Here is a 20,891-nt window from a genome sequence, read left to right as displayed (position 1 = left end):
CCCGCATGGTCAAGGAGTACAAGTCCGAGCTGATGCACCCCTACTACGCCGCCGAACGCGGCCTGGTCGACGACGTCATCGACCCCGCCGCCACCCGCGAAGTCCTCGTGAACTCGCTGGCCATGCTGCGCAACAAGCACGCCGACCTGCCCTCGCGCAAGCACGGCAACCCCCCGCAGTAGCGGCGGGCCCCTGAGCTTCTCTGTCCCGCCTTGCAGTACCCACAAGGAGAACGCTGCACATGAACACTCCCGACATCCGCGTCGAGAAGGGCCACGCCGAGCCCGAGGAGGTCGCGGCCCTCACCGCCATCCTCCTCGCCCGCGCGGCGGCCCAGCCCGCGACCGCCCCCGCCCACGGGCGCCCCAAGGCCGGCTGGCGCCGCCTGGAGCGCACCCCGGGCTTCCGCGCCCCGCACAGCTGGCAGGGCTGAGCCCTTCCGCTTCCGGAACGCAAGGTGGGCCCCGTACTCGTCCGAGTACGGGGCCCATTTGCGTCTGGCTGCGAACGGTTGCCCGGGGTCGGGGGCTGTGCCCACCCGTCCCGCCCTGCGGGACGATTGGGAGACCCCGCCGCGTCAGCGGCGGGAAACCACGACCGGCCCGCGGCCGAGCAACTACCGCAGCCGCGCCATCAGCGCATGCTCGACCAGAGTGATCAGCGCGCTCTTCGCGTCCGCGCGGTGCCGGGCGTCGGTGGTGATGATTGGGGTGTCGGGCCCGATCTGAAGGGCCTCCCGCACTTCGTCAGGGGTGTACGGCTGGTGGCCGTCGAAGCCGTTGAGGGCGATGACGAAGGGGAGGCCGGAGTTCTCGAAGTAGTCGACGGCGGGGAAGCAGTCCGCGAGCCGCCGGGTGTCGACGAGGACGACCGCGCCGATGGCGCCGCGGACCAGGTCGTCCCACATGAACCAGAACCGGTCCTGACCGGGGGTGCCGAACAGGTACAGGATCAGGTCCTGGTCCAGGGTGATGCGGCCGAAGTCCATGGCGACGGTGGTCGTCGTCTTGTCCCCGGTGTGGGTGAGGTCGTCGATGCCCGCGGACGCGGACGTCATCACGGCCTCGGTGCGCAGCGGGTTGATCTCAGAGACCGCCCCGACGAACGTGGTCTTGCCCACGCCGAAGCCGCCCGCCACCACGATTTTCGCGCTGGTGGTGGAGCGGTCTTTTGCTCCGCCGCTAGAGCTTGCGAAGTCCACTGAGCACCCTTTCGAGCAGTGTCACGTCTGGCTGGCCGCCGGCGGTCTCGTCGCCGCCGGGCTGATGGATGGCGACAAGTCCGGCCTCCGCCAGGTCGGCGACGAGGATCCGGGCAACGCCGAGGGGGATGGAGAGCAGGGCCGAGATCTCCGCCACGGACTTGATCTCGCGGCACAGTTGGCAGATGCGCTGGTGCTCCGGCAACTGGCCCTGAAGCTGATGTGGTTGTGCGGTGGTGTGCACCAGCGCCTCGATGGCGAGCTGGTAGCGGGGCCTGGTACGGCCGCCCGTCATGGCGTACGGCCGCACCAGCGGGTTGGACGCCGCCGGAGCGGGCGCGGGCGCCGGCTCCGGGGCACGGCGGTGCGACTGGACCGGCTGGATCCGGGGTGCGTAGGGCTGGTGGTCGTACGGCTGGTTGTACGGCTGGCCGTACGCGCCACCGGGACCGGGCGTCTGCTGACCCGGCTGCCCCGGCTGCCGGTACTGCGGCTGTCGGCGGTGGCTGGGCGCGGAGGGGAAGTTGTACCGGTTCTGTGAACCGTCACCCTGGCCCTGGCCGTGGCCGGCAGGCCAGTTGGCCGAAGACGAACCGTCTGGGGGTGTTGCAGCCACGTACTCCTCCTCCGAAACTGTGCTCGGCCCCTCACTGTGGAGCCGCGTCCCGAAACCTTACGGCCCCGGGATGCGAATACGCACCGTCTGTCTGTCAGTTGAGCAGGCTCCCCTGAAGCTCCGCGCGCAGGTCCGGAGTGAGGACGGTGCCCGCTCGGTCGACGAGAAGTGCCATCTCGTACCCAATGAGACCGATGTCCGCCTCTGGGTGGGCGAGTACGGCGAGGGACGATCCGTCGGAGATGGACATGATGAAGAGAAATCCTCGCTCCATCTCCACAACGGTCTGGGTCACCGAGCCGCCCTCGAAGATCCGGGACGCCCCGGCCGTGAGGGAGGTCAGGCCCGACGCGACGGCCGCGAGCTGATCGGCCCGGTCGCGCGGGAAGCCTTCGGACATCGCCAGAAGGAGTCCGTCGGCGGAGACCACCACGGTGTGGGACACCCCGGGGGTGTTGTCCACGAAGTTGGTGATCAACCAGTTCAGGTTCTGCGCCGCCTGGCTCATCGGGCTCACACTAACGCTCCTGGTTGTAGGTGCTGTCAGGGCTGAAGCCCTGGCCATTCGTGTCACTGCCCGCGCTGCGGCCCCGCTGGACGCCGCGGCGCAGGTTGCTCAGCCTGCCCCGTACTTCCTCGGGGTCGCGGGAGACCTGGGGGCCGCCCTGCGGGGTCTGTTCCGCGGTGCCCTCGACCAGGTTGGCCTTGGGCACCCGCCGCGGAAGACCGGACGAGGTGACCCCGCCCGCCTTGGGCTCCCGCAGCTGCTCGGCGCGCTGCCAGCGGTCGTCGTTGGCCGTACGCCAGCCGGTGTCCTGCCGTTCGCCCCGCGGGGCGTCGCCCGCCGGTCCTTCGCCGTCCCCCTTGCCTCCGTCGCCGTTCGCCGCGGCACCGCGACGCGGCAGGCCCGCGTCGGTCAGCTCGTGAGCGGTGGCGGACGGAGCCGGAGACGGCGCCTGATCAGGTCCCGGACGGTCGAAGCCTACGCGGTCGTGCGTATCCGCGTCAGGCGCCGGAGCGGATTCCGCTTCGGGGGCGTAGTCGTTCTGGTAGCCGTCCTGATAGCCGTCCCGCAGCGGCCAGTCGTCCTGGTGGGACCGCTCCGGGTAGGTGGCGAAGGGCTCCTGCGCACCGGGCGTGCCGATGTCGTGCCCGTCGAGCGCGGGCTCCGTATGAGCGTCGCCCTGATAGCCGTCCTGGGTCGTGTAGTACGAATCGTCGTACGCCTGCGCACCCTGGTCGTAGGTCGGCTGCGGGTCGTAGCCGACCTGACCCTGGTCGTACCCGGCCACCGGCTGTCCGTCGTACCCGGCCTGCGGCTGGTCGTATCCCATGACCGGCGGAGCCTGCATGCCGTCGAACGCGTTCCGCGCGCCCTCGTAACCGGGCTGCTCGTACGTCTCCTGCGCGCCGCCCCGGACCTCGTCACGGAACAGCGGCCGCTCGCCCTCGGCCGGCCGGCCGGTCTGGGCCTGCGCCTCCAGCGCGGCCCGGCGCTCCTCGCGCAGCAGCGAACGTCCCACCGGGTCGAGCTGGTCGCCCGTCTCGGCGGCCTCGGCGCCCTGGCTCGGGTACCGGCTGTCGTCGAAGCCGAGATCCGCGGCCGTGCGCAGCGGCTCGACCTCGCGGACCTGCTGCTCCGGGATGATCGAGGAGACCGTGAACTCGTCGTGCGGCGGCTGGTCGCCACCGCCGCCGTGGGTGATGGCGTCCGGCAGCATCACCAGGGAGGTGGTGCCCGCCTGCTCGCCGGAGGGGCGCAGCTGGACGCGGATGCCGTGCCGGTCGGAGAGCCGGCCGACCACGAACAGACCCATGCGCTGGGAGATCGCGGCGTCCACGGTCGGCGGGTTGGCGAGCCGGTGGTTGATGTCCGCGAAGTCCTCGGCGGTCAGGCCGATGCCCTTGTCGTGGATCTCGATCATCACGCGGCCGTCGGGGAGACGCGTCGCGGTGACCCTGACCTTGGTCTGCGGCGAGGAGAACGTGGTGGCGTTCTCCAGGAGCTCGGCGAGCAGGTGCACGAGGTCGGTCACGGCGAGACCGTGGATCTCGGCCTCCGGAACCCCCGACAGCTCGATGCGCTCGTACTGCTCCACCTCGGAGGAGGCGGCGCGCAACACGTCGACCAGTGGGACCGGCTGGTCCCAGCGGCGGCCCGGCTCCTCGCCGGAGAGCACGAGGAGGTTCTCGCCGTTGCGGCGCATACGGGTCGCGAGGTGGTCCAGACGGAAGAGGGACTCCAGCTGGTCCGGGTCGGCCTCGTTGTTCTCCAGATCCGTGATGAGGGTCAGCTGGCCCTCGATCAGGGACTGGTTGCGGCGCGAGAGGTTGGTGAAGATCGCGTTGATGTTGCCGCGGAGCAGGGCCTGCTCGGCGGCGAGCCGGACGGCCTCGCGGTGCACCTGGTCGAAGGCGCGGGCGACCTCGCCGATCTCGTCGGTGGACGTGATCGGTATGGGCTGCACGCGGGTGTCGACCCGGCCCGGGTCGGTGCGCGAGAGCTGGTCGACGAGCATCGGCAGGCGCTGCTCGGCGATGCCGAAGGCGGCGGTGCGCAGGCTGCGCATCGAGCGGCTCATCTGCCGGGCCATGAGGCCGGCCAGGACGAAGGCGGCGAGCAGCGCGACCACGACGATCGCACCGGTGATGAAGGCGTCGGTCCTGGCGTCGTCGGCGATGCCGGACGCCTCGTTCACGGCCTTGTCGGCGAGGTCCGACTCGATGGTGCGGTACGCGTCGAACTTGAGGGTGGTGACACCCCACAGCGCGGGCGCCGTGACGCCCTTGCCCGCGAGCTCCACCCGGGCGCTCGGCTGGGTGGAGGACAGACCGGCGATCAGGGCGAGGGTCTTCTCGCCGCTCGGCAGCGGGACGTACTTCTCGCCCTTGGCACGGGCGGCGGCCGCGGCCTCCTCGGACTGCTGCTTGCCCTTGACCGCGAGGTCCTTGCGCGCGTCCTGGAGCTTCTTGACGTCCTGCGGGGTGCCGCCGCCGGTGTACTCCTCGATGGCGATGTTCTCCAGGTACGCGTACGAGGAGAAGGCGATCCGCTGCTTGGACAGATCGGCCGCGGTCGGACCCGGCTCCACCAGGAGGTGCGTACCGATGGAGCGCTGCAACGACAGGGCGGCCTTGGCGAGGGAGACGGCGTAGACGGTGCGGCCGTAGGAGGTGATGTTGCCGGTGCCGAGACCGAGCTCGTTGGCGAACTCCATCAGCGGGTGCTGGATGGCGACGTACGACTCCTCGGTCTGCACGCCGGGCAGCTTGCTGGTGTACGCGGCCTCGCGGAGGCCTTCGAGCTTCGGCTCGACCTTGTGGAAGGCGGCGAGGCGGCGCTCGAGGCCCTCCTTCTTCGGCATGTCGTCGACGGCGTCGTCGAAGGCGCTCGCCGCGGCGTCGGTGGCCTTGCGGGCCGCGATCACCGCAGAATCGTTCTTTTTACCCCTGAGCAGGGGAGCGGCGGAGACGTCCCGCTCCTCGATCAGACGGTTGCCGTAGTCGAGCGAGGCGCGCACGAGCCGGGCCGTGGCCTCGGCGTCACGGGCCTCGTCCCAGGTGTCGATGGCGCCCTTCACCTGGAAGCCGCCCATGACGAGGCCGACGAGCACGGGTATGAGGAGGATCGCGTTCAGACGGGTCGGCACGCGCCAGTTTCTGGGCGACAGACGACCGCCGGAGGCGGCGGCCCGCGGTTCGCCGCCCGGTATGTCTGCGGACGGTGCCGCTGCGCGCGGCGGCGGGGTGAAGTTGCCCCGCGTGTCCCGGTCCGGGGACGCGGGGCTCGTCTTGCTTCGCCTCACTCGACCAACAACCTCTCGGCGGCGGCTCCTGCGCTGGTGCCGCTGTCGTCTCCAAAGGCCCGTGCTACTGGGCAGTTCAGCGCATTCCAGCACGTCAGGCTGTGCTCTTCCAAACAGTAGGAGAGAAGAGTTCCGAGTGGTGCAAGCCTCAGATAAATCGGTCATAAAGAGCGAGCCCCGCCAAATGGCGGGGCTCTTGTGCGCACAGCGAAACCGGTCGACCGCGATGTGTCGCTGTGCCGGTGCAATTCTCTGTCGAAACGTTATGAACACGGCAGCCGTCCGTGTCTAAGGACACAGATCGTTCCGTGCGCTCTACGACAACTTCCGTATGGCCCCGCCTACTTGAGTCGTGCCATAAGTGCGTGCTCGACCAGCGTGATCAGGCCACTCTTTGCGTCCGCACGGTGTCGCGCGTCGGTGGTGATGATGGGAGTGTCCGGACCGAGCTGCAGTGCCTCGCGCACTTCGTCGGGGGTGTACGGCTGGTGGCCGTCGAAGCCGTTGAGGGCGATGACGAAGGGCAGACCGGAGTTCTCGAAGTAGTCCACCGCGGGGAAGCAGTCCGCGAGCCGCCGGGTGTCCACGAGCACGACCGCTCCGATGGCGCCACGCACCAGGTCGTCCCACATGAACCAGAACCGGTCCTGGCCGGGCGTGCCGAACAGGTACAGGATCAGGTCCTGGTCGAGCGTGATACGACCGAAATCCATCGCCACGGTCGTGGTGGTCTTGTCCCCGGTGTGCGTGAGGTCGTCGATGCCCGCGGACGCGGACGTCATCACGGCCTCGGTGCGCAGCGGGTTGATCTCGGAGACCGCCCCCACGAACGTGGTCTTGCCCACGCCGAAGCCGCCCGCCACCACGATCTTGGCCGATGTGGTGGACCGGCCACCGGCGTCGGTGCCCACGGAGCCGCCTCCGTCAGAGCTTGCGAAGTCCACTGAGCACCCTTTCGAGCAGTGTCACGTCGGGCTGGCCGCCGGCGTTCTCGTCGCCGCCCGGCTGGTGGATGGCGACGAGCCCGGCCTCGGCCAGGTCGGCGACGAGGATGCGGGCCACACCGAGCGGCATCGAAAGCAGCGCGGAGACCTCGGCCACCGACTTGACCTCACGGCACAGGTGGCAGATCCGCTGGTGCTCCGGGAGCAGACCCATCAGCTGGGCCGGGTCGGCCGTGGTGCTGACCAGCGCTTCTATCGCGAGCTGGTAGCGGGGCCGGGTCCGGCCGCCGGTCATCGCGTAGGGACGCACCAGCGGCTGGTCGCCCTCGATCCCGTACCCGGCATGGGAAGCGCCGTACGGGTCGTGAGAGGCGGTGGGCGGGTTCATGGATCCTCCGGGCGGGACAGCAGTTGTCTGCGATCCGTCTGACAGAGCCGGGTGGGGGCATGACTGGCGGCCGGACGGTGGTCGGTTCGTACGGTCGATGGGCTCGGACGGTGGGGCGGCCGAGGGGGACTGACCCGTCTTGCCGGGTCAGTGCAGCAGGCTGCCCTGCAGTTCGGCACGCAGGTCCGGGGTGAGTACGCTGCCCGCGCGGTCCACGAGAAGGGCCATCTCGTAGCCGACGAGGCCGATGTCGCACTCCGGGTGCGCGAGCACCGCGAGCGACGAACCGTCCGAGATGGACATGAGGAACAGGAAACCCCGCTCCATCTCCACCACGGTCTGGGTGACCGCGCCGCCCTCGAAGATCCGGGAGGCGCCCGCGGTCAGGGAGGTCAGGCCGGAGGCGACGGCCGCGAGCTGGTCGGCGCGGTCGCGCGGAAAGCCCTCGGACATGGCCAGAAGGAGGCCGTCGGCGGACACCACGACCGTGTGGGACACCCCGGGGGTGTTGTCCACGAAGTTGGTGATCAACCAGTTCAGGTTCTGTGCCGCCTGGCTCATCGGACTCAACTAACGCTCCTGCTGGTGAGTGGGGAAACTGCCGGTCTGGCCGGTGCCGGCCTGACGACCCTGCTGAATGCCCCGACGGAGATTGGTCAGCCGCCCGCGCACATCGTCCGGTGCGCGCGAGACCTGCGGACCCGTGCTGTCCTGGGCCTGCTGCGCGGTGCCCGCCACGAGGTTCGCCCGTGGCACGCGGCGCGGCAGACCCGAGGTGGTGACGCCGCCCGCGGAGGGCTGCCGGACGCGCTCGGCCTGGCGGCCCAGCTCGTCGTTGGGCGTCGCACGCCAAGAGGTGGTGCCGGTGGTGCTGTTCGCGTGGCCGCCGCCCGCGGCCGGTGCGCCCGTTCCCGGGCGCTGGGGCAGCGGGGCAGTGTCCGCCGGGCGGCCCTGCGCGGGCGCCGGGCGCTGCGGCTGCTGTTGCTGCGGCTGCTGCTGGTCGCGGCGCGGCAGCAGCGGCTGCTGCGGTGCCTCGGGCCTGCCCTGCTCGGGACGGCGGCCCGGCTCGGTGCCGTTGCCGCGCAGTGGGGGCCCCTGCCGCATCGGCCGCTGCGGCAGGTCGGTCGGCAGGCCCTGCTCGGCCTGCTGGTTCTGCTGCGGCTGCTGCTGGTGGTACTGCTGCGGAGCCCCCTGCTGCGGAGCCTGCTGGTTGTGCTGCTCCTGCTGGGACCCCGGGCTCTGCTGAGCCTGGCGGTCCTGCTCCTGCTGGGAGAACCAGTTGGTCTCCAGCGTGTCGTACAGCGGCGTACGGCCGTCCAGCGGACCGGACGCGGGCGGCAGGGCGTCGAGCTCGGCCTGCTGCGGCTGCTGGTCGTACGGGAGCGCACCCGGCTGCTCGTTCTGGGGCTGCTGCGGCTGCTGGTTCTGGGGCTGCTGGTTCTGCGGCTGCTGGGGGGCGCCCTGGTTCCGGTCGTCGTGCGGGACCTGACCCTGACCCGGGCCCTGGCCGCGGCGCGGGGCGGGCGGGCGCGGCACGGTGAACTCGCCGGTGCCGTGCGGGGTCCGGCCGCTCTGCGGGGTGCCCTGGACGGGCCCGCCGAACACGTCGGAGCGGACGAACTCGCCGGTCGCTCCCACGTTCGGGGCCCCTGAGGCACCGCTCAGGGGGCCGCCCTGGCCGGACGCGCCCGGGGGCGGTCCATCGAAGTCGGGACGGTCGAACTGCGCGGTGGAGCCGGGACCCTGGGTGTCGTCGGCCAGGCCCGCGGGGGTCGCGAACTGACCGGTGGACTCGTGCTCCTCGTGGCCGCGGGGCGTGTCGAACGGCTCCCGCGAGACCCGCGGCTGCGCGTTCTCGTCGCTCCAGCTCGGCGTGCGCGGCTGCGGCTGCGGGGAGCCGCCGGGCAGCTCCGCACGCGGTCCGCCACGCGGCGGGAGCTGCGGCCTGCGGCCCTGGTCTCCGCCGGACCCCGTGCCCGGACCCGCGTCGTTCGTACGCTGCTGCGGCACCGGCGGCTGCGGCATGCCCGCGGTGGGGCGGCTGCCCTGCGAGAAGCCGGGCTGCCGGGTGCCGGGACGCTGCGGTCCCGAGCCGGGAGGACCGGTGAGACCGGCGGGCCCGTTCGCGCCCGCGCCGCCACCGGGACCGGACGCACCGGCACCCGCGAGACCACCGGGCGCCACCGGCGACCCGGCGGACGGGGAACCTGCCGAAGGCCCCTGGGCACCGCCGCGCGCGGGCAGCGCGGCCCGCGGGCCCTGCCCGGTCACCTGGCCGCGCTGAGCACCGGCTGAGGGGCCGACCTGACCGCCGCGGGCGCGCTGGGCGCCGCTGAGGCCCGCGGCTACACCGCCGCCACGCCGTGCGGCCGCGGCACCGGCCGCCGCCTGCGCGGCGGCGGGACCGCCGGTCGGGCCGGGCGCGCCCGGCTTGTTCGGGGCCTTCTTGCCGCCCTGGGCGACGTCGACGGGCAGCATGACGAGCGCGGTCGTGCCGCCGGAGTCGGAGGGGCGCAGCTGGATCCGGATGCCGTGGCGCTGCGAGAGGCGGCCGACCACGAACAGACCCATGCGCCGGGAGACGGAGACGTCCACGGTGGGCGGCGAGGCGAGCCGCTCGTTGATCGCGGCGAGGTCCTCGGGGGAGAGGCCGATGCCGGTGTCGTGGATCTCGATGAGCACGCGGCCGTCGGGCAGCGCGTGACCGGTGACCTTGACCTTGGTCTGCGGCGAGGAGAACGAGGTCGCGTTCTCCAGGAGCTCGGCGAGGAGGTGCACGAGGTCGTTGACGACGCGTCCCGCGACCTCGGTCGAGGGCACCGCGGACAGCTCGATGCGCTCGTACTGCTCCACCTCGGAGGCGGCGGCACGGAGCACGTCGACGAGCGGCACGGGGCGGGTCCAGCGGCGGCCGGGCTCCTCACCGGCGAGAACGAGGAGGTTCTCGCCGTTGCGGCGCATGCGGGTCGCGAGGTGGTCGAGCTTGAACAGCGAGGAGAGCTGGTCCGGGTCGGCCTCGCGCGACTCCAGCTCGGAGATGAGCGAGAGCTGGCGCTGGATGAGGCCCTGGGAGCGGCGCGAGAGGTTGGTGAACATCGCGTTGACGTTGCCCCGCAGGAGGGCCTGCTCGGCGGCGAGGCGGACGGCCTCGCGGTGCACGTCGTCGAAGGCCGCGGCCACCTGGCCGATCTCGTCCCGGGAGTGCACACCGACCGACTCCACGGACGTGTCGACGTCCTGCGGGTCGGACTCGGAGAGCTGCTTGACCAGCTCGGGCAGGCGGTCCTGGGCGACCTTGGTGGCGGTGTCCTGGAGCCGGCGCAGCGAGCGGATCATGGAGCGGGCCACCACGAAGGCGCCGACGAGCGAGACGCCGAGCACCACGAGGATGAGCGCACCGTTGAGGATCGCCTGCTGCTCGGACTCGTTCCGCAGCGAACGGGCCTTCTGCTCCATCTCGTCGAGCAGCGTCAGCTCGATCTTCGACATCTCCTGGATCTTGGTGGAGTCGGCGTCCACCCAGTCCTTGTAGGAGCGCTTGCCGCGGAGCTTGATGCCGCCTTCCTGCTCCAGGACGCGCTTGGCGTAGGAGTTGGCGGCCTCGATGGAGGCGTTGCCCTCGCTGATGGGCTTCAGGAGCTTCTCGCGGTCACCGGCGTAGATCCGGTTGAAGGACTGGAGCTCCGAGTTCTCCTTGTCCAGGGCGGAGAAGGCGTACCGGCGGTCGGTCTCGGAGAGCTGGCCGAACTCGCGGTTGTTCGCGGGCAGCGCGGCCGCGATGACGGCGCGCTGGACGGAGGCGTACTCCTTGGCGGACGAGAACGCGGCCAGCGCGCGGGTGCGCTGGATCATGTCCGGGTTGCTGGTCGCCTGCGCCATGTCCTCGGAGAGGGCGAGAAGCTGCTCGATGAGCTGGCTGTAGGCGTCGACGGTCTGCGAGTAGGACTTCTCGTCGGTGTACGCGTTGCGGCGTACGTCGTTGATCTTCTGCAGCTGCCGGGTGATCTGGATGGTGCTCTGGCGGACGCCGAGCAGACCCTTGTCGTTGTCGTTCCCGCTGTCTTCCAGATCCTGGGTGCCGCGCAGGAAGCTCTTGTAGGCCCGGTCCGTCTTGTCCCGGGAGCCCTTGACGACGAAGTCCGTGTCCTTCGCGCCGTGCGCGAGCGGACCCGCCGACTGGTCGCGCTCCTCCTGGAGCGCCGCGGCCAGCTCGGTGGCCTGCTTGGTCATGTCGGTCAGCAGCTTCATGTTGTCGAGCTGCTCGATCTCGTCCATCGACGAGTTGATACGCAGGACGCCGAGACCGGTCGCCGTGATGACGGGCAGCGCCAGGAGCGAGATCAGACGGGTGGAGATGCGCCAGTTGCGCAGGGCTATTCGGGGGCCGGGACCCGGGGGTGTCTTGGCCCCCTGCGGCAGCGCTCCGCCCGCGGCCGGACCGGCGCCCGTGCGGCCGGCACCCGTGCCGCCGTCACCGGACTGCACCGGTCCGGGGCGCTGGGCGCCCTTGGCCGAGGCGCCGCGGTCACTCCCGCCGCGCTCCGGCTCAGCCGCAGCGTCCCCTCGACCGCGGTCGGCCTGGGGAGACCCCTTGCCATCCCTCTTGAAACGTCCCTGCACTAGCGTCGCAACCTCTGGACCAGGCGTCCTGCCGCGTTGACGGCGGGACGGTGTCGGCGTCTCGGGGCGCCAGGCACCCCTTGGTGGTCGTGAGACCGGCGCTGCTCCCCCTTCCCGCCGCCAATCGGCGCTGCGTTGCGCCCCTGCGCGCCGGTTCGATCCCGCGGCGGTCCCGGGAATTCCAGCACAGTGCAGGATCTCCAACAAGGCCCGTGAGCCAGGCCACGAACTCCGTGACCGCATGTGATGGGCGAGTTACGAGACGTAGAAAGTGAACTCGCCCATAACGGACTTTCCCGTACGAGATTGTCGAGCGCGGCAGGTGTCCCAGTGTTCATGATCAGGAGCGGAATGGGGCCTTCAGGGAGGCATTGTCCGTTTTCAATGGGCAGACCACTAGCCGGAATTGACCTATTTGCCCAGTCATTCGTGAGCAAACTCACATGAAGATCATGGCCTCATCTGGACTTTGGTCGGGAATTGCATGTTTAGCCTAACGCTTTACAGGGATGGCGAAACCGACAACCGGCGTCCAGCCAGCGGCGCCCCAACCGACAGGGTCTGAACCGCAGATGAAGTCCACGCTGATGTTCCGCAACATAGCCAACCCGCGCCGCACCACGCTCGCGCACCTCGACGGCGCCGACGGCGTCAGGGCCGCGACGGAGCAGCCGGAGTCGTCGACGCCCCCCGTGACCCTCCCCGCCCAGACGGCGAACCCCCGCCGCACGGTGCTGATGGAAGCGCCGTGACGAAGGGGCGCGGCGCCGGGCGAGAAGGCATGAGCCCGTCCGGCGTCTGAGGACGAGCCGCGCAGCGGCGAAAGGGGGAGGAGGGGCGCGGCCCCATAGACTGGGGCGGCAACCTCCACCCACGTAAAAAGGGGCCCCGTGCGCATCGCCAGGTTCTCCATCGACGGCAACGTCGCCTTCGGCGCGGTCGAGGGCGAAGCTCCCCCCGGAAGCACCGAGGGACTCGTCCTCGACATCATCAAGGGCATCCCGTTCGCGGACTTCGAGCTCTCCGGCACCAAGGTCCCGCTGAGCAAGGTCCGGCTGCTCCCGCCCGTGCTCCCCAGCAAGGTCGTGGCCATCGGCCGCAACTACGCGGAGCACGTGGCGGAGCTCGGCAACGAGCTGCCAGGGCCTTCCGAGCCGCCGGTCGCCTTCCTCAAGCCGTCCACGTCCGTGACCGGCCCCGGCGCCGCCATCGAGTACCCCTCCTTCTCGCAGGACCTGCACCACGAGGCCGAGCTGGCCGTGGTCATCGGCCGGATGTGCCGCGAGGTGCCCCGCGAGCGGGTCGCCGACGTCATCCTCGGCTACACCTGCGCCAACGACGTCACCGCGCGTGACGTCCAGAAGCGCGAGAAGCAGTGGTCCCGCGCCAAGGGCTTCGACACCGCGTGCCCGCTGGGTCCCTGGGTGGAGACCGGCATCGACCTGAAGCGCGCCGCCGACCTCACCATCCAGTGCACGGTCAACGGCGAACAGCGCCAGCTCGGCCGCACCACGGACATGATCCGTCCCATCGAGGACCTCATCGTCCACATCAGCGAGGCGATGACGCTGCTCCCCGGCGACGTCGTCCTCACGGGCACCCCGGCAGGGGTCGGCCCGCTCGGCGTCGGCGACGAGGTCGCCGTCACCATCGAAGGCATCGGCACTCTCACCAACAAGGTGATCAAGCGTGGCTAACGCGACTCCCGACGACACCGTCCGGGTACGTTTCTGTCCCTCCCCGACCGGCAACCCCCACGTGGGCCTGGTCCGCACCGCCCTGTTCAACTGGGCCTACGCCCGGCACAACGGCGGCACCCTGGTCTTCCGCATCGAGGACACCGACGCGGCCCGTGACTCCGAGGAGTCCTACGAGCAGCTCCTCGACTCCATGCGCTGGCTGGGCTTCGACTGGGACGAGGGCCCCGAGGTCGGCGGCCCGCACGCGCCGTACCGCCAGTCGCAGCGCATGGACATCTACCGCGACGTCGCCACCAGGCTCCAGGACGCCGGGCACGCCTACCCGTGCTACTGCACCACCGAGGAGCTAGACGCCCGCCGCGAGGCCGCCCGCGCCGCCGGCAGGCCGTCCGGCTACGACGGCAAGTGCCGCGACCTCACCGACGAGCAGAAGCAGGCGTACGAGGCCGAGGGCCGCAGCCACATCGTCCGCTTCCGGATGCCCGACGAGGCCACCACCTTCACCGACCTGGTCCGCGGCGAGATCACCGTCCAGGCCGAGAACGTCACCGACTACGGCATCGTGCGCGCCAACGGCGCCCCGCTGTACACGCTGGTCAACCCGGTCGACGACGCCCTGATGGAGATCACCCACGTCCTGCGCGGCGAGGACCTGCTCTCCTCGACCCCGCGCCAGATCGCGCTCTACAAGGCGCTGATCGAGCTGGGCGTCGCGAAGACGACCCCGCAGTTCGGCCACCTGCCGTACGTCATGGGCGAGGGCAACAAGAAGCTCTCCAAGCGCGACCCGCAGGCGAGCCTGAACCTCTACCGCGAGCGCGGCTTCCTGCCCGAGGGGCTGCTCAACTACCTCTCGCTGCTCGGCTGGTCCTTCTCCGCCGACCAGGACGTCTTCACGATCGACCAGATGATCGCGAAGTTCGACCTCGCCGACGTGAACTCCAACCCGGCCCGCTTCGACCTGAAGAAGGCCGAGGCGATCAACGCCGACCACATCCGGATGCTGGACGTGAAGGCGTTCGCCGCTGCCTGCGAGCCCTGGCTGCGCGCCCCGCACGCCCCCTGGGCTCCCGAGGACTTCGACGCGGCGGTCTGGGAGGCCATCGCGCCGCACGCCCAGACCCGCCTCAAGGTCCTCTCCGAGATCACGGACAACGTCGATTTCCTGTTCCTGCCGGAGCCGGTCTTCGACGAGGCCTCCTGGACCAAGGCGATGAAGGAGGGCTCGGACGCGCTCCTGCGCACGGCCCGCGAGAAGCTGGCGGCGGCCGACTGGTCCTCCGCCGAGTCCCTGAAGGAAGCCGTCCTCGCCGCCGGTGAGGCCCACGGCCTCAAGCTCGGCAAGGCCCAGGCCCCCGTCCGCGTCGCCGTCACCGGCCGCACGGTCGGCCTGCCCCTCTTCGAGTCCCTGGAGATCCTCGGCAAGGACGCGACGCTGACCCGCGTCGACGCGGCCCTGGCGAAGCTCACCGCACAGTAGTCACCCGCGCACGGCACGTGGTCGTCCACGTGTAGCGCACACCGAAGGGCCCGGAAGCCGCCACGGCCGCCGGGCCCTTCGCGTACGTTCGGGGCATGGCGATCAAAGCTGTGGTCTGGGACGTGGACGACACCCTCTTCGACTACGCGTCCGCCGACTCCGCGGGCATGCGCGCGCACCTCGTGGCCGAGGACATCCTGGAGCGGTACGGCACGGCCCAGGAGGCCCTCGCGCTGTGGAAGGAGACCACGCGCCGCCACTGGGCCCGCTTCGGCGCCGGCGAGGTGGACTTCCCCTCCCAGCGCCGCGACCGCGTACGCGACTTCCTCGGCGGCGCGCTCGGCGACCTCGACGACACGGAGGCCGACGCCTGGTTCGACCGCTACCGCGCCCACTACGAGGCCGCCTGGTCGCTCTTCCCGGACACCGTGCCGGCCCTCGACGCCCTCGCCGACGGCTACCGGCACGCGGTCCTCTCCAACTCCGCCCATGTCGTCCAGGAGCACAAGTTGCAGGTGCTCGGCCTGTACGACCGCTTCGAGACCGTTCTGTGCGCCGCCGAACTCGGCGTCTCCAAGCCCGCCGCCGAGGCCTTCCACGCCGTCTGCGAGGCGCTCGGCCTCGCGCCCGCGGAGATCGCGTACGTGGGCGACCAGCCGGAGATCGACGCCCGGGGCGCCCGGGACGCGGGCCTGGTCGGCATCTGGCTCGACCGCAACGGCTCCGCGCAGGAAGGGCCGGAGGGAGTGCACCGCATCGGCGGCCTCGCCGAGCTGCCCGCGCTGTTGCTGGCCGATACCCGTTTTGGAGCGCCGTCCACCTTCGGGTAATGTTCTTCCTGCGCCGCCCGAGAGGGCCGAAAGGTCCGGCCGGGAGGCGCAAGCCGAACAGAATCTCCCTCCAGGGGATTGCGTTCCGGTGGCCTATGGTGTAATTGGCAGCACGACTGATTCTGGTTCAGTTAGTCTAGGTTCGAGTCCTGGTAGGCCAGCTCGCAGAGCTTTTCTGCAACCGCGGATCATGATCCGCAAAGCCCCCGTTGTGTAGCGGCCTAGCACGCTGCCCTCTCAAGGCAGTAGCGCCGGTTCGAATCCGGTCGGGGGTACTGATCCTTCCCGCGGCGACAGCCGGGTCGCACCCACTGTCGCTGATGCAGGATCGCTAGGGCCCCCGTTGTGTAGCGGCCTAGCACGCCGCCCTCTCAAGGCGGTAGCGCCGGTTCGAATCCGGTCGGGGGTACGAACTGGTCTAAACCACATTGGTCTATGGTGTAATTGGCAGCACGACTGATTCTGGTTCAGTTAGTCTAGGTTCGAGTCCTGGTAGACCAGCTCGGATCTGCGGAAACGTAAGATCCACGCCCCCGTTGTGTAGCGGCCTAGCACGCCGCCCTCTCAAGGCGGTAGCGCCGGTTCGAATCCGGTCGGGGGTACCACCGAGAAAGCCCTCCCCAGCAGGGGAGGGCTTCTTCGTGCGTCCGGAGCCCGGTGGTTCCGTACAGCCAGAGGATCTCGTACGGCCGGAGGCCGCGGGGCAGCCCGGTGCTCCCGCGCGCCGCCAACTCCCGGCCCGCAGCCGCGGCGTTGAGGCCGCGGGGCGGGAGCTGGGGCGCACGCGTGTGTCAGCTGCTGTGGCGCCTGGGGCGCACGCGTGCGTCAGCTGGTGCGGCGCAGGGCCTCGGAGAGGCGTCCCGCCGCGTCGATGACCGCCTGGGCGTGCATCCGGCCCGGATGCCGGGTCAGGCGCTCGATCGGCCCCGAGACCGACACGGCGGCCACCACCCGGTTCGACGGGCCGCGCACCGGCGCCGACACCGACGCCACCCCCGGCTCGCGCTCACCGATCGACTGGGCCCAGCCCCGCCGCCGCACACCCGAGAGCGCCGTGGCCGTGAAGCGCGCGCCCTGCAAGCCGCGGTGCAGCCGCTCCGGCTCCTCCCAGGCCATCAGGATCTGCGCCGACGAACCCGCCTTCATCGTGAGCGTCGAACCCACCGGCACCGTGTCCCGGAGGCCGGAGAGGCGCTCCGCCGCGGCGACGCAGATGCGCATGTCGCCCTGGCGGCGGTACAGCTGCGCGCTCTCGCCCGTCACGTCCCGCAGATGTGTGAGCACGGGGCCCGCCGTCGCGAGGAGGCGGTCCTCGCCCGCCGCCGCGGCCAGCTCCGCGAGGCGCGGACCGAGGATGAAACGGCCCTGCATGTCCCGGGCCACCATGCGGTGGTGTTCCAGGGCCACGGCCAGCCGGTGGGCCGTGGGTCGAGCGAGCCCGGTGGCCGCGACCAACCCGGCAAGGGTGGCGGGACCGGACTCCAGTGCGCCCAGGACAAGGGCTGCCTTGTCGAGGACGCCAACGCCGCTAGAGTTGTCCATGCAACGATACTTGCGTCTCACTCTGTGAAACGCAAGTTCACATTTCCCGGGAACCCGCCACCCTGGAGAAGCGGACCGCGGACCAACGGTCCCGCTGCCTACGTGCGTACGGGGGACGTGCGTCGGCGTTCCGATTCTCTAGTTGGGCCGGCAAGGCCGCCGGTCGGAGGGAAAGCGATGGGTAGGACTCTGGCGGAGAAGGTCTGGGACGACCACGTCGTCCGGCGCGCCGAAGGCGAGCCCGATCTCCTCTTCATCGATCTGCACCTGCTGCACGAAGTGACCAGCCCGCAGGCGTTCGACGGCCTCCGCGGGGCCGGCCGGCAGGTGCGGCGGCTCGACCTCACCATCGCCACCGAGGACCACAACACCCCGACCCTCGACATCGACAAGCCCATCGCCGACCCGGTCTCCCGGGCCCAGCTGGAGACGCTGCGCAAGAACTGCGCCGACTTCGGCGTGCGGCTGCACCCGCTCGGCGACGTCGAGCAGGGCGTCGTCCACGTCGTGGGACCGCAGCTGGGACTGACCCAGCCGGGGACCACGGTGGTGTGCGGCGACTCCCACACCTCCACGCACGGCGCCTTCGGCGCGCTCGCCTTCGGCATCGGCACCTCCCAGGTCGAGCATGTCCTGGCCACCCAGACGCTGCCCATGGCCCGCCCGAAGACCATGGCCATCACCGTCGACGGCGAACTGCCCGAAGGCGTCACCGCCAAGGACCTGATCCTCGCCATCATCGCCAGGATCGGCACCGGCGGCGGCCAGGGCTACATCCTGGAGTACCGCGGCCCGGCCATCGAGAAGCTCTCGATGGAGGCCCGCATGACCATCTGCAACATGTCCATCGAGGCGGGCGCCCGCGCGGGCATGATCGCCCCCGACGAGACCACCTTCGCCTACCTCAAGGACCGTGTGCACGCCCCGCAGGGCGCGGACTGGGACGAGGCCCTCGCCTACTGGCGGACGCTGCGCACCGACGACGACGCGGTCTTCGACGCCGAGGTCTACATCGACGCCGCCGCCCTGTCGCCCTTCGTCACCTGGGGCACCAACCCGGGCCAGGGCCTGCCGCTGTCGGCGGACGTCCCCGACCCGGCTTCGTACGAGGACGCTTCGGAGCGGCTCGCCGCCGAAAAGGCCCTGGAGTACATGGGGTTGAGCGCGGGCCAGCGGCTGCGCGACATCACCGTGGACACCGTCTTCGTAGGCTCCTGCACCAACGGCCGTATCGAGGACCTGCGCTCGGCCGCCGCCGTGATCGAGGGCCGCAAAGTCGCCGACGGGGTACGGATGCTGGTCGTGCCCGGGTCGGTGCGGGTCGCCCTCCAGGCCGTCGAGGAGGGCCTCGACAAGGTCTTCACCGCGGCGGGCGCCGAATGGCGGCACGCGGGCTGCTCGATGTGCCTCGGCATGAACCCCGACCAACTCGCCCCCGGCGAGCGCTCCGCGTCCACGTCCAACCGCAACTTCGAGGGCCGCCAGGGCAAGGGCGGGCGCACCCATCTGGTGTCGCCGCAGGTCGCCGCCGCCACCGCGGTGACCGGCCGGCTCTCCTCGCCCGCCGACCTCGCCGAAGCCCCCACCACCGCCGGAGTCTGATCAGCCATGGAAGCCTTCACCACGCACACCGGCCGGGCCGTCCCGCTGCGCCGCAGCAACGTCGACACCGACCAGATCATCCCCGCCCACTGGCTGAAGAAGGTCACCCGGGACGGCTTCGAGGACGGCCTCTTCGAAGCCTGGCGCAAGGACCCCGACTTCGTGCTCAACAAAGCCGAGCGGCAGGGGGCCACCGTGCTGGTCGCCGGGCCCGACTTCGGCACCGGATCCTCCCGCGAGCACGCCGTCTGGGCGCTGCAGAACTACGGCTTCAAGGCCGTCGTCTCCGCCCGCTTCGCCGACATCTTCCGCGGCAACTCGCTCAAGAACGGCCTGCTCACCGTGGTTCTGGAGCAGTCCGTCGTGGACGAGCTGTGGGCCCTGACCGAGGCGGACCCGGAGGTCGAGATCACCGTCGACCTGCACGAACGCCAAGTCCGCGCCCCCGGCGTCACGGCCGGGTTCGAGCTGGACGAGAACGCCCGCTGGCGGCTCCTGAACGGCCTGGACGACATCAGCATCACGCTCAGGAACGAGCAGGACATCGCCGCGTACGAGGCGGGCCGCCCCGCTCACAAGCCGCGCACCGTGCAGGTCGGCTGACCCGGTTCACCAGGGTGGCGGTACGGCCGCCCCACTCGTGGCCACCTCGCCACCCCCGCTTCGCCGGCCGGTTCCAGGGCCGCTCGCACCCGATGTACCCCCAATCGTGGACGGTTGGGGGTACATCTGTGTCCGGCCCCGAATGTCCCGCGATGACCTGAACGGGTGGTCGCAACTGCCTTGATCTGAAGGGAAGAAGAGGCCGGAAACCCACTTGCACCCGGCGAGTGCGGGTATCCTCAGAACGGCGCCTGGCGAGGGTAGTTACCCCCTGCGGAGGCGACAACTCGCCCCAGATGGCACAATCGGTGCATGGGACGCGACGACCAACTCGAGCTCTACGGCCTCGTCGCCGACCAACTGAAGGAAGCGCACTCCCGGGTGCGCGCACTGCAAGTCCCGGAGGGCGTACGGATGGCGCTGACCCGGAAGCTGCTGGTCATTACGGCCGCGGCCAAACACGATCTCGCCGATGCGGCAAGGCGTCTGGAGCGGTTGATGGCGTACCTCGACGAAGGCGACGAGGGCCGCATCCCCGAAGACGTCTGAGCGGCAGGCCTCAACGGGCCTTCCGTGCCTCAACGGACCTTCGGGGAACTCCCCGAGAGCTCAGGTTGTTGCGGCACAAGGGTGATTAGCCCGTTTCGTGTTTGATTTGCGGTATATATCTGCCTAACGTGCGAAAAAGCCTGGCGGATTCGCTCAGGCAATGTCTCCGAAGGGGAAGACGTGAACAAGGCGCAGCTCGTAGAAGCGATTGCCGACAAGGTCGGTGGCCGGCAGCAGGCCGCCGACGCCGTGGACGCGGTCCTGGACGCCGTCGTCCGTGCCGTCGTCAGCGGTGACCGCGTTTCGGTCACCGGGTTCGGCTCGTTCGAGAAGGTCGACCGCCCGGCCCGGTACGCCCGCAACCCGCAGACCGGGGAGCGCGTGCGGGTCAAGAAGACCTCGGTGCCCCGCTTCCGCGCGGGCCAGGGCTTCAAGGACCTGGTGAGCGGCTCGAAGAAGCTCCCGAAGAACGACGTCGCGGTGAAGAAGGCGCCCAAGGGCAGCCTGACCGGCGGCGCTTCGGCGACGGTCAAGAAGGCGGCCGCCAAGAAGGCCACCACCGCCAAGAAGGCCACGGCCAAGAAGACCACCGCCGCCGCCAAGAAGGCGACCCCGGCGGCGAAGAAGACCACGGCCACCGCCAAGAAGGCGACCACGGCCAAGAAGGCCACCACCACCGCTGCCGCCAAGAAGACGGCGAAGACGGCCACGGCGAAGAAGGCCGCCACCACCGCCAAGAAGACGGCCAAGGCGGCGACGGCGAAGAAGACCACCGCCAAGAAGGCCGCCGCCAAGAAGGCGCCCGCCAAGAAGGCCACGGCCAAGAAGGCGCCCGCCAAGAAGTCGACGGCGCGCAAGACCACCGCCAAGAAGGCCACCGCCCGCAAGAAGTAAGGGCTGCAGGGCACTCACGCGCCGGGCCGGACTCCCCCAGGGGAGCCCGGCCCGCGGCGTGTGCGGGGCTGTTCGGGGGACACGGGCGCCGCGCGCGATCCGGGGGGACACGGCGG

The 20,891-nt window shown here is 70.5% G+C and carries 19 protein-coding genes and 5 tRNA genes; 15 read left to right on the top strand and 9 right to left on the bottom strand.

Annotation, left to right across the window (positions count from 1 at the left end; all coding sequences use genetic code 11):
• Together GPA10_RS35910 and GPA10_RS35905 are read left to right on the top strand one after the other, a co-directional pair.
• On the top strand, nt 1–182 hold a 182-nt coding region (locus GPA10_RS35910; RefSeq protein WP_281364874.1), incomplete at its 5' end, for a carboxyl transferase domain-containing protein.
• Nucleotides 183–241: 59 nt separating this feature from the next.
• Nucleotides 242–433: an acyl-CoA carboxylase subunit epsilon gene (locus tag GPA10_RS35905; RefSeq protein WP_058847500.1), complete on the top strand. Its 192-nt coding sequence runs from the start codon at nt 242–244 to the stop codon at nt 431–433.
• 183 nt (nt 434–616) lie between these two features.
• Here the strand turns inward: GPA10_RS35905 and GPA10_RS35900 are convergent, their stop codons facing one another.
• The 8 genes from GPA10_RS35900 to GPA10_RS35865 form a co-directional block, all read right to left on the bottom strand.
• Nucleotides 617–1,201, bottom strand: a complete 585-nt coding sequence (locus GPA10_RS35900) for a GTP-binding protein (RefSeq protein ID WP_030566837.1) — start codon at nt 1,199–1,201, stop codon at nt 617–619.
• Entirely contained in the window at nt 1,182–1,817 is a 636-nt protein-coding gene (locus tag GPA10_RS35895; RefSeq protein WP_343041698.1) for a DUF742 domain-containing protein, read from the bottom strand. Before GPA10_RS35895 ends, GPA10_RS35900 begins: the two co-directional genes overlap by 20 nt.
• A 94-nt stretch (nt 1,818–1,911) precedes the next feature.
• Nucleotides 1,912–2,325 (bottom strand): roadblock/LC7 domain-containing protein, encoded by a 414-nt coding sequence (locus GPA10_RS35890; RefSeq protein WP_030361925.1) that lies wholly within the window; start codon nt 2,323–2,325, stop codon nt 1,912–1,914.
• Nucleotides 2,326–2,335: 10 nt separating this feature from the next.
• A complete protein-coding gene (locus GPA10_RS35885; RefSeq protein ID WP_343041697.1) occupies nt 2,336–5,623 on the bottom strand; it encodes a sensor histidine kinase in 3,288 nt (1,095 codons plus the stop codon).
• Nucleotides 5,624–5,964: 341 nt separating this feature from the next.
• Nucleotides 5,965–6,567, bottom strand: a complete 603-nt coding sequence (locus GPA10_RS35880; protein ID WP_343041696.1) for a GTP-binding protein — start codon at nt 6,565–6,567, stop codon at nt 5,965–5,967.
• Nucleotides 6,548–6,955, bottom strand: a complete 408-nt coding sequence (locus GPA10_RS35875; protein WP_058847497.1) for a DUF742 domain-containing protein — start codon at nt 6,953–6,955, stop codon at nt 6,548–6,550. Before GPA10_RS35875 ends, GPA10_RS35880 begins: the two co-directional genes overlap by 20 nt.
• A gap of 147 nt (nt 6,956–7,102) precedes the next feature.
• A complete protein-coding gene (locus GPA10_RS35870) occupies nt 7,103–7,516 on the bottom strand; it encodes a roadblock/LC7 domain-containing protein (RefSeq protein ID WP_058847496.1) in 414 nt (137 codons plus the stop codon).
• A gap of 9 nt (nt 7,517–7,525) precedes the next feature.
• Nucleotides 7,526–11,575 (bottom strand): sensor histidine kinase, encoded by a 4,050-nt coding sequence (locus GPA10_RS35865; RefSeq protein WP_343041695.1) that lies wholly within the window; start codon nt 11,573–11,575, stop codon nt 7,526–7,528.
• Between the two features lie 572 nt (nt 11,576–12,147).
• On the opposite strand from GPA10_RS35865, the gene GPA10_RS35860 reads away from it, so the two are divergent.
• The 9 genes from GPA10_RS35860 to GPA10_RS35820 all read left to right on the top strand — a co-directional run bounded on the left by GPA10_RS35860 (nt 12,148) and on the right by GPA10_RS35820 (nt 16,190).
• Nucleotides 12,148–12,327, top strand: a complete 180-nt coding sequence (locus GPA10_RS35860; RefSeq protein WP_157169071.1) for a hypothetical protein — start codon at nt 12,148–12,150, stop codon at nt 12,325–12,327.
• Nucleotides 12,328–12,465: 138 nt separating this feature from the next.
• Nucleotides 12,466–13,272, top strand: a complete 807-nt coding sequence (locus GPA10_RS35855) for a fumarylacetoacetate hydrolase family protein (RefSeq protein WP_343041694.1) — start codon at nt 12,466–12,468, stop codon at nt 13,270–13,272.
• Nucleotides 13,265–14,755: a glutamate--tRNA ligase gene (gltX, locus tag GPA10_RS35850; RefSeq protein ID WP_079086246.1), complete on the top strand. Its 1,491-nt coding sequence runs from the start codon at nt 13,265–13,267 to the stop codon at nt 14,753–14,755. The genes GPA10_RS35855 and gltX overlap by 8 nt, the downstream gene beginning before the upstream one ends.
• A 95-nt stretch (nt 14,756–14,850) precedes the next feature.
• Nucleotides 14,851–15,585, top strand: a complete 735-nt coding sequence (locus tag GPA10_RS35845) for an HAD family hydrolase (RefSeq protein ID WP_157169070.1) — start codon at nt 14,851–14,853, stop codon at nt 15,583–15,585.
• A gap of 89 nt (nt 15,586–15,674) precedes the next feature.
• Nucleotides 15,675–15,746, top strand: a tRNA-Gln gene (locus tag GPA10_RS35840).
• 41 nt (nt 15,747–15,787) lie between these two features.
• Nucleotides 15,788–15,860 (top strand) — tRNA-Glu (locus GPA10_RS35835).
• A gap of 61 nt (nt 15,861–15,921) precedes the next feature.
• A tRNA-Glu gene (locus GPA10_RS35830) sits at nt 15,922–15,994 on the top strand.
• 20 nt (nt 15,995–16,014) lie between these two features.
• Nucleotides 16,015–16,086: transfer RNA gene (locus tag GPA10_RS35825), tRNA-Gln, on the top strand.
• Nucleotides 16,087–16,114: 28 nt separating this feature from the next.
• Nucleotides 16,115–16,190, top strand: a tRNA-Glu gene (locus tag GPA10_RS35820).
• A gap of 220 nt (nt 16,191–16,410) precedes the next feature.
• Here GPA10_RS35820 and ndgR read toward each other — a convergent pair.
• A complete protein-coding gene (gene ndgR / locus GPA10_RS35815) occupies nt 16,411–17,127 on the bottom strand; it encodes an IclR family transcriptional regulator NdgR (RefSeq protein WP_058847491.1) in 717 nt (238 codons plus the stop codon).
• Nucleotides 17,128–17,304: 177 nt separating this feature from the next.
• Here ndgR and leuC point away from each other — a divergent pair, with 177 nt between their 5' ends.
• The 4 genes from leuC to GPA10_RS35795 all read left to right on the top strand — a co-directional run bounded on the left by leuC (nt 17,305) and on the right by GPA10_RS35795 (nt 20,775).
• Nucleotides 17,305–18,729 (top strand): 3-isopropylmalate dehydratase large subunit, encoded by a 1,425-nt coding sequence (gene leuC, locus GPA10_RS35810; RefSeq protein WP_058847490.1) that lies wholly within the window; start codon nt 17,305–17,307, stop codon nt 18,727–18,729.
• 6 nt (nt 18,730–18,735) lie between these two features.
• Nucleotides 18,736–19,332, top strand: coding sequence for a 3-isopropylmalate dehydratase small subunit (leuD, locus tag GPA10_RS35805; RefSeq protein WP_157169069.1), 597 nt, complete (start codon nt 18,736–18,738; stop codon nt 19,330–19,332).
• 312 nt (nt 19,333–19,644) lie between these two features.
• Complete coding sequence (locus tag GPA10_RS35800; protein ID WP_030566864.1) at nt 19,645–19,881, top strand: SCO5555 family protein; 237 nt, start codon at nt 19,645–19,647, stop codon at nt 19,879–19,881.
• 180 nt (nt 19,882–20,061) lie between these two features.
• Complete coding sequence (locus GPA10_RS35795) at nt 20,062–20,775, top strand: HU family DNA-binding protein (RefSeq protein WP_343041693.1); 714 nt, start codon at nt 20,062–20,064, stop codon at nt 20,773–20,775.
• The last annotated feature ends 116 nt before the right edge of the window (nt 20,776–20,891 follow it).

This window comes from Streptomyces typhae, from assembly GCF_009755605.1.
In the GTDB taxonomy this organism is placed as follows: domain Bacteria; phylum Actinomycetota; class Actinomycetes; order Streptomycetales; family Streptomycetaceae; genus Streptomyces; species Streptomyces typhae.
This window is presented reverse-complemented; position numbering and strand designations above follow the sequence as displayed.

Coding starts and splice junctions, on each gene's coding strand:
- GPA10_RS35890 (WP_030361925.1), bottom strand. CDS start 2,325: ATGAGCCAGGCGGCGCAGAACCTGAACTGGTTGATCACCAACTTCGTG.
- GPA10_RS35875 (WP_058847497.1), bottom strand. CDS start 6,955: ATGAACCCGCCCACCGCCTCTCACGACCCGTACGGCGCTTCCCATGCC.
- leuC (WP_058847490.1), top strand. CDS start 17,305: ATGGGTAGGACTCTGGCGGAGAAGGTCTGGGACGACCACGTCGTCCGG.
- GPA10_RS35905 (WP_058847500.1), top strand. CDS start 242: ATGAACACTCCCGACATCCGCGTCGAGAAGGGCCACGCCGAGCCCGAG.
- GPA10_RS35870 (WP_058847496.1), bottom strand. CDS start 7,516: ATGAGCCAGGCGGCACAGAACCTGAACTGGTTGATCACCAACTTCGTG.
- GPA10_RS35860 (WP_157169071.1), top strand. CDS start 12,148: ATGAAGTCCACGCTGATGTTCCGCAACATAGCCAACCCGCGCCGCACC.
- leuD (WP_157169069.1), top strand. CDS start 18,736: ATGGAAGCCTTCACCACGCACACCGGCCGGGCCGTCCCGCTGCGCCGC.
- GPA10_RS35845 (WP_157169070.1), top strand. CDS start 14,851: ATGGCGATCAAAGCTGTGGTCTGGGACGTGGACGACACCCTCTTCGAC.
- ndgR (WP_058847491.1), bottom strand. CDS start 17,127: ATGGACAACTCTAGCGGCGTTGGCGTCCTCGACAAGGCAGCCCTTGTC.
- GPA10_RS35800 (WP_030566864.1), top strand. CDS start 19,645: ATGGGACGCGACGACCAACTCGAGCTCTACGGCCTCGTCGCCGACCAA.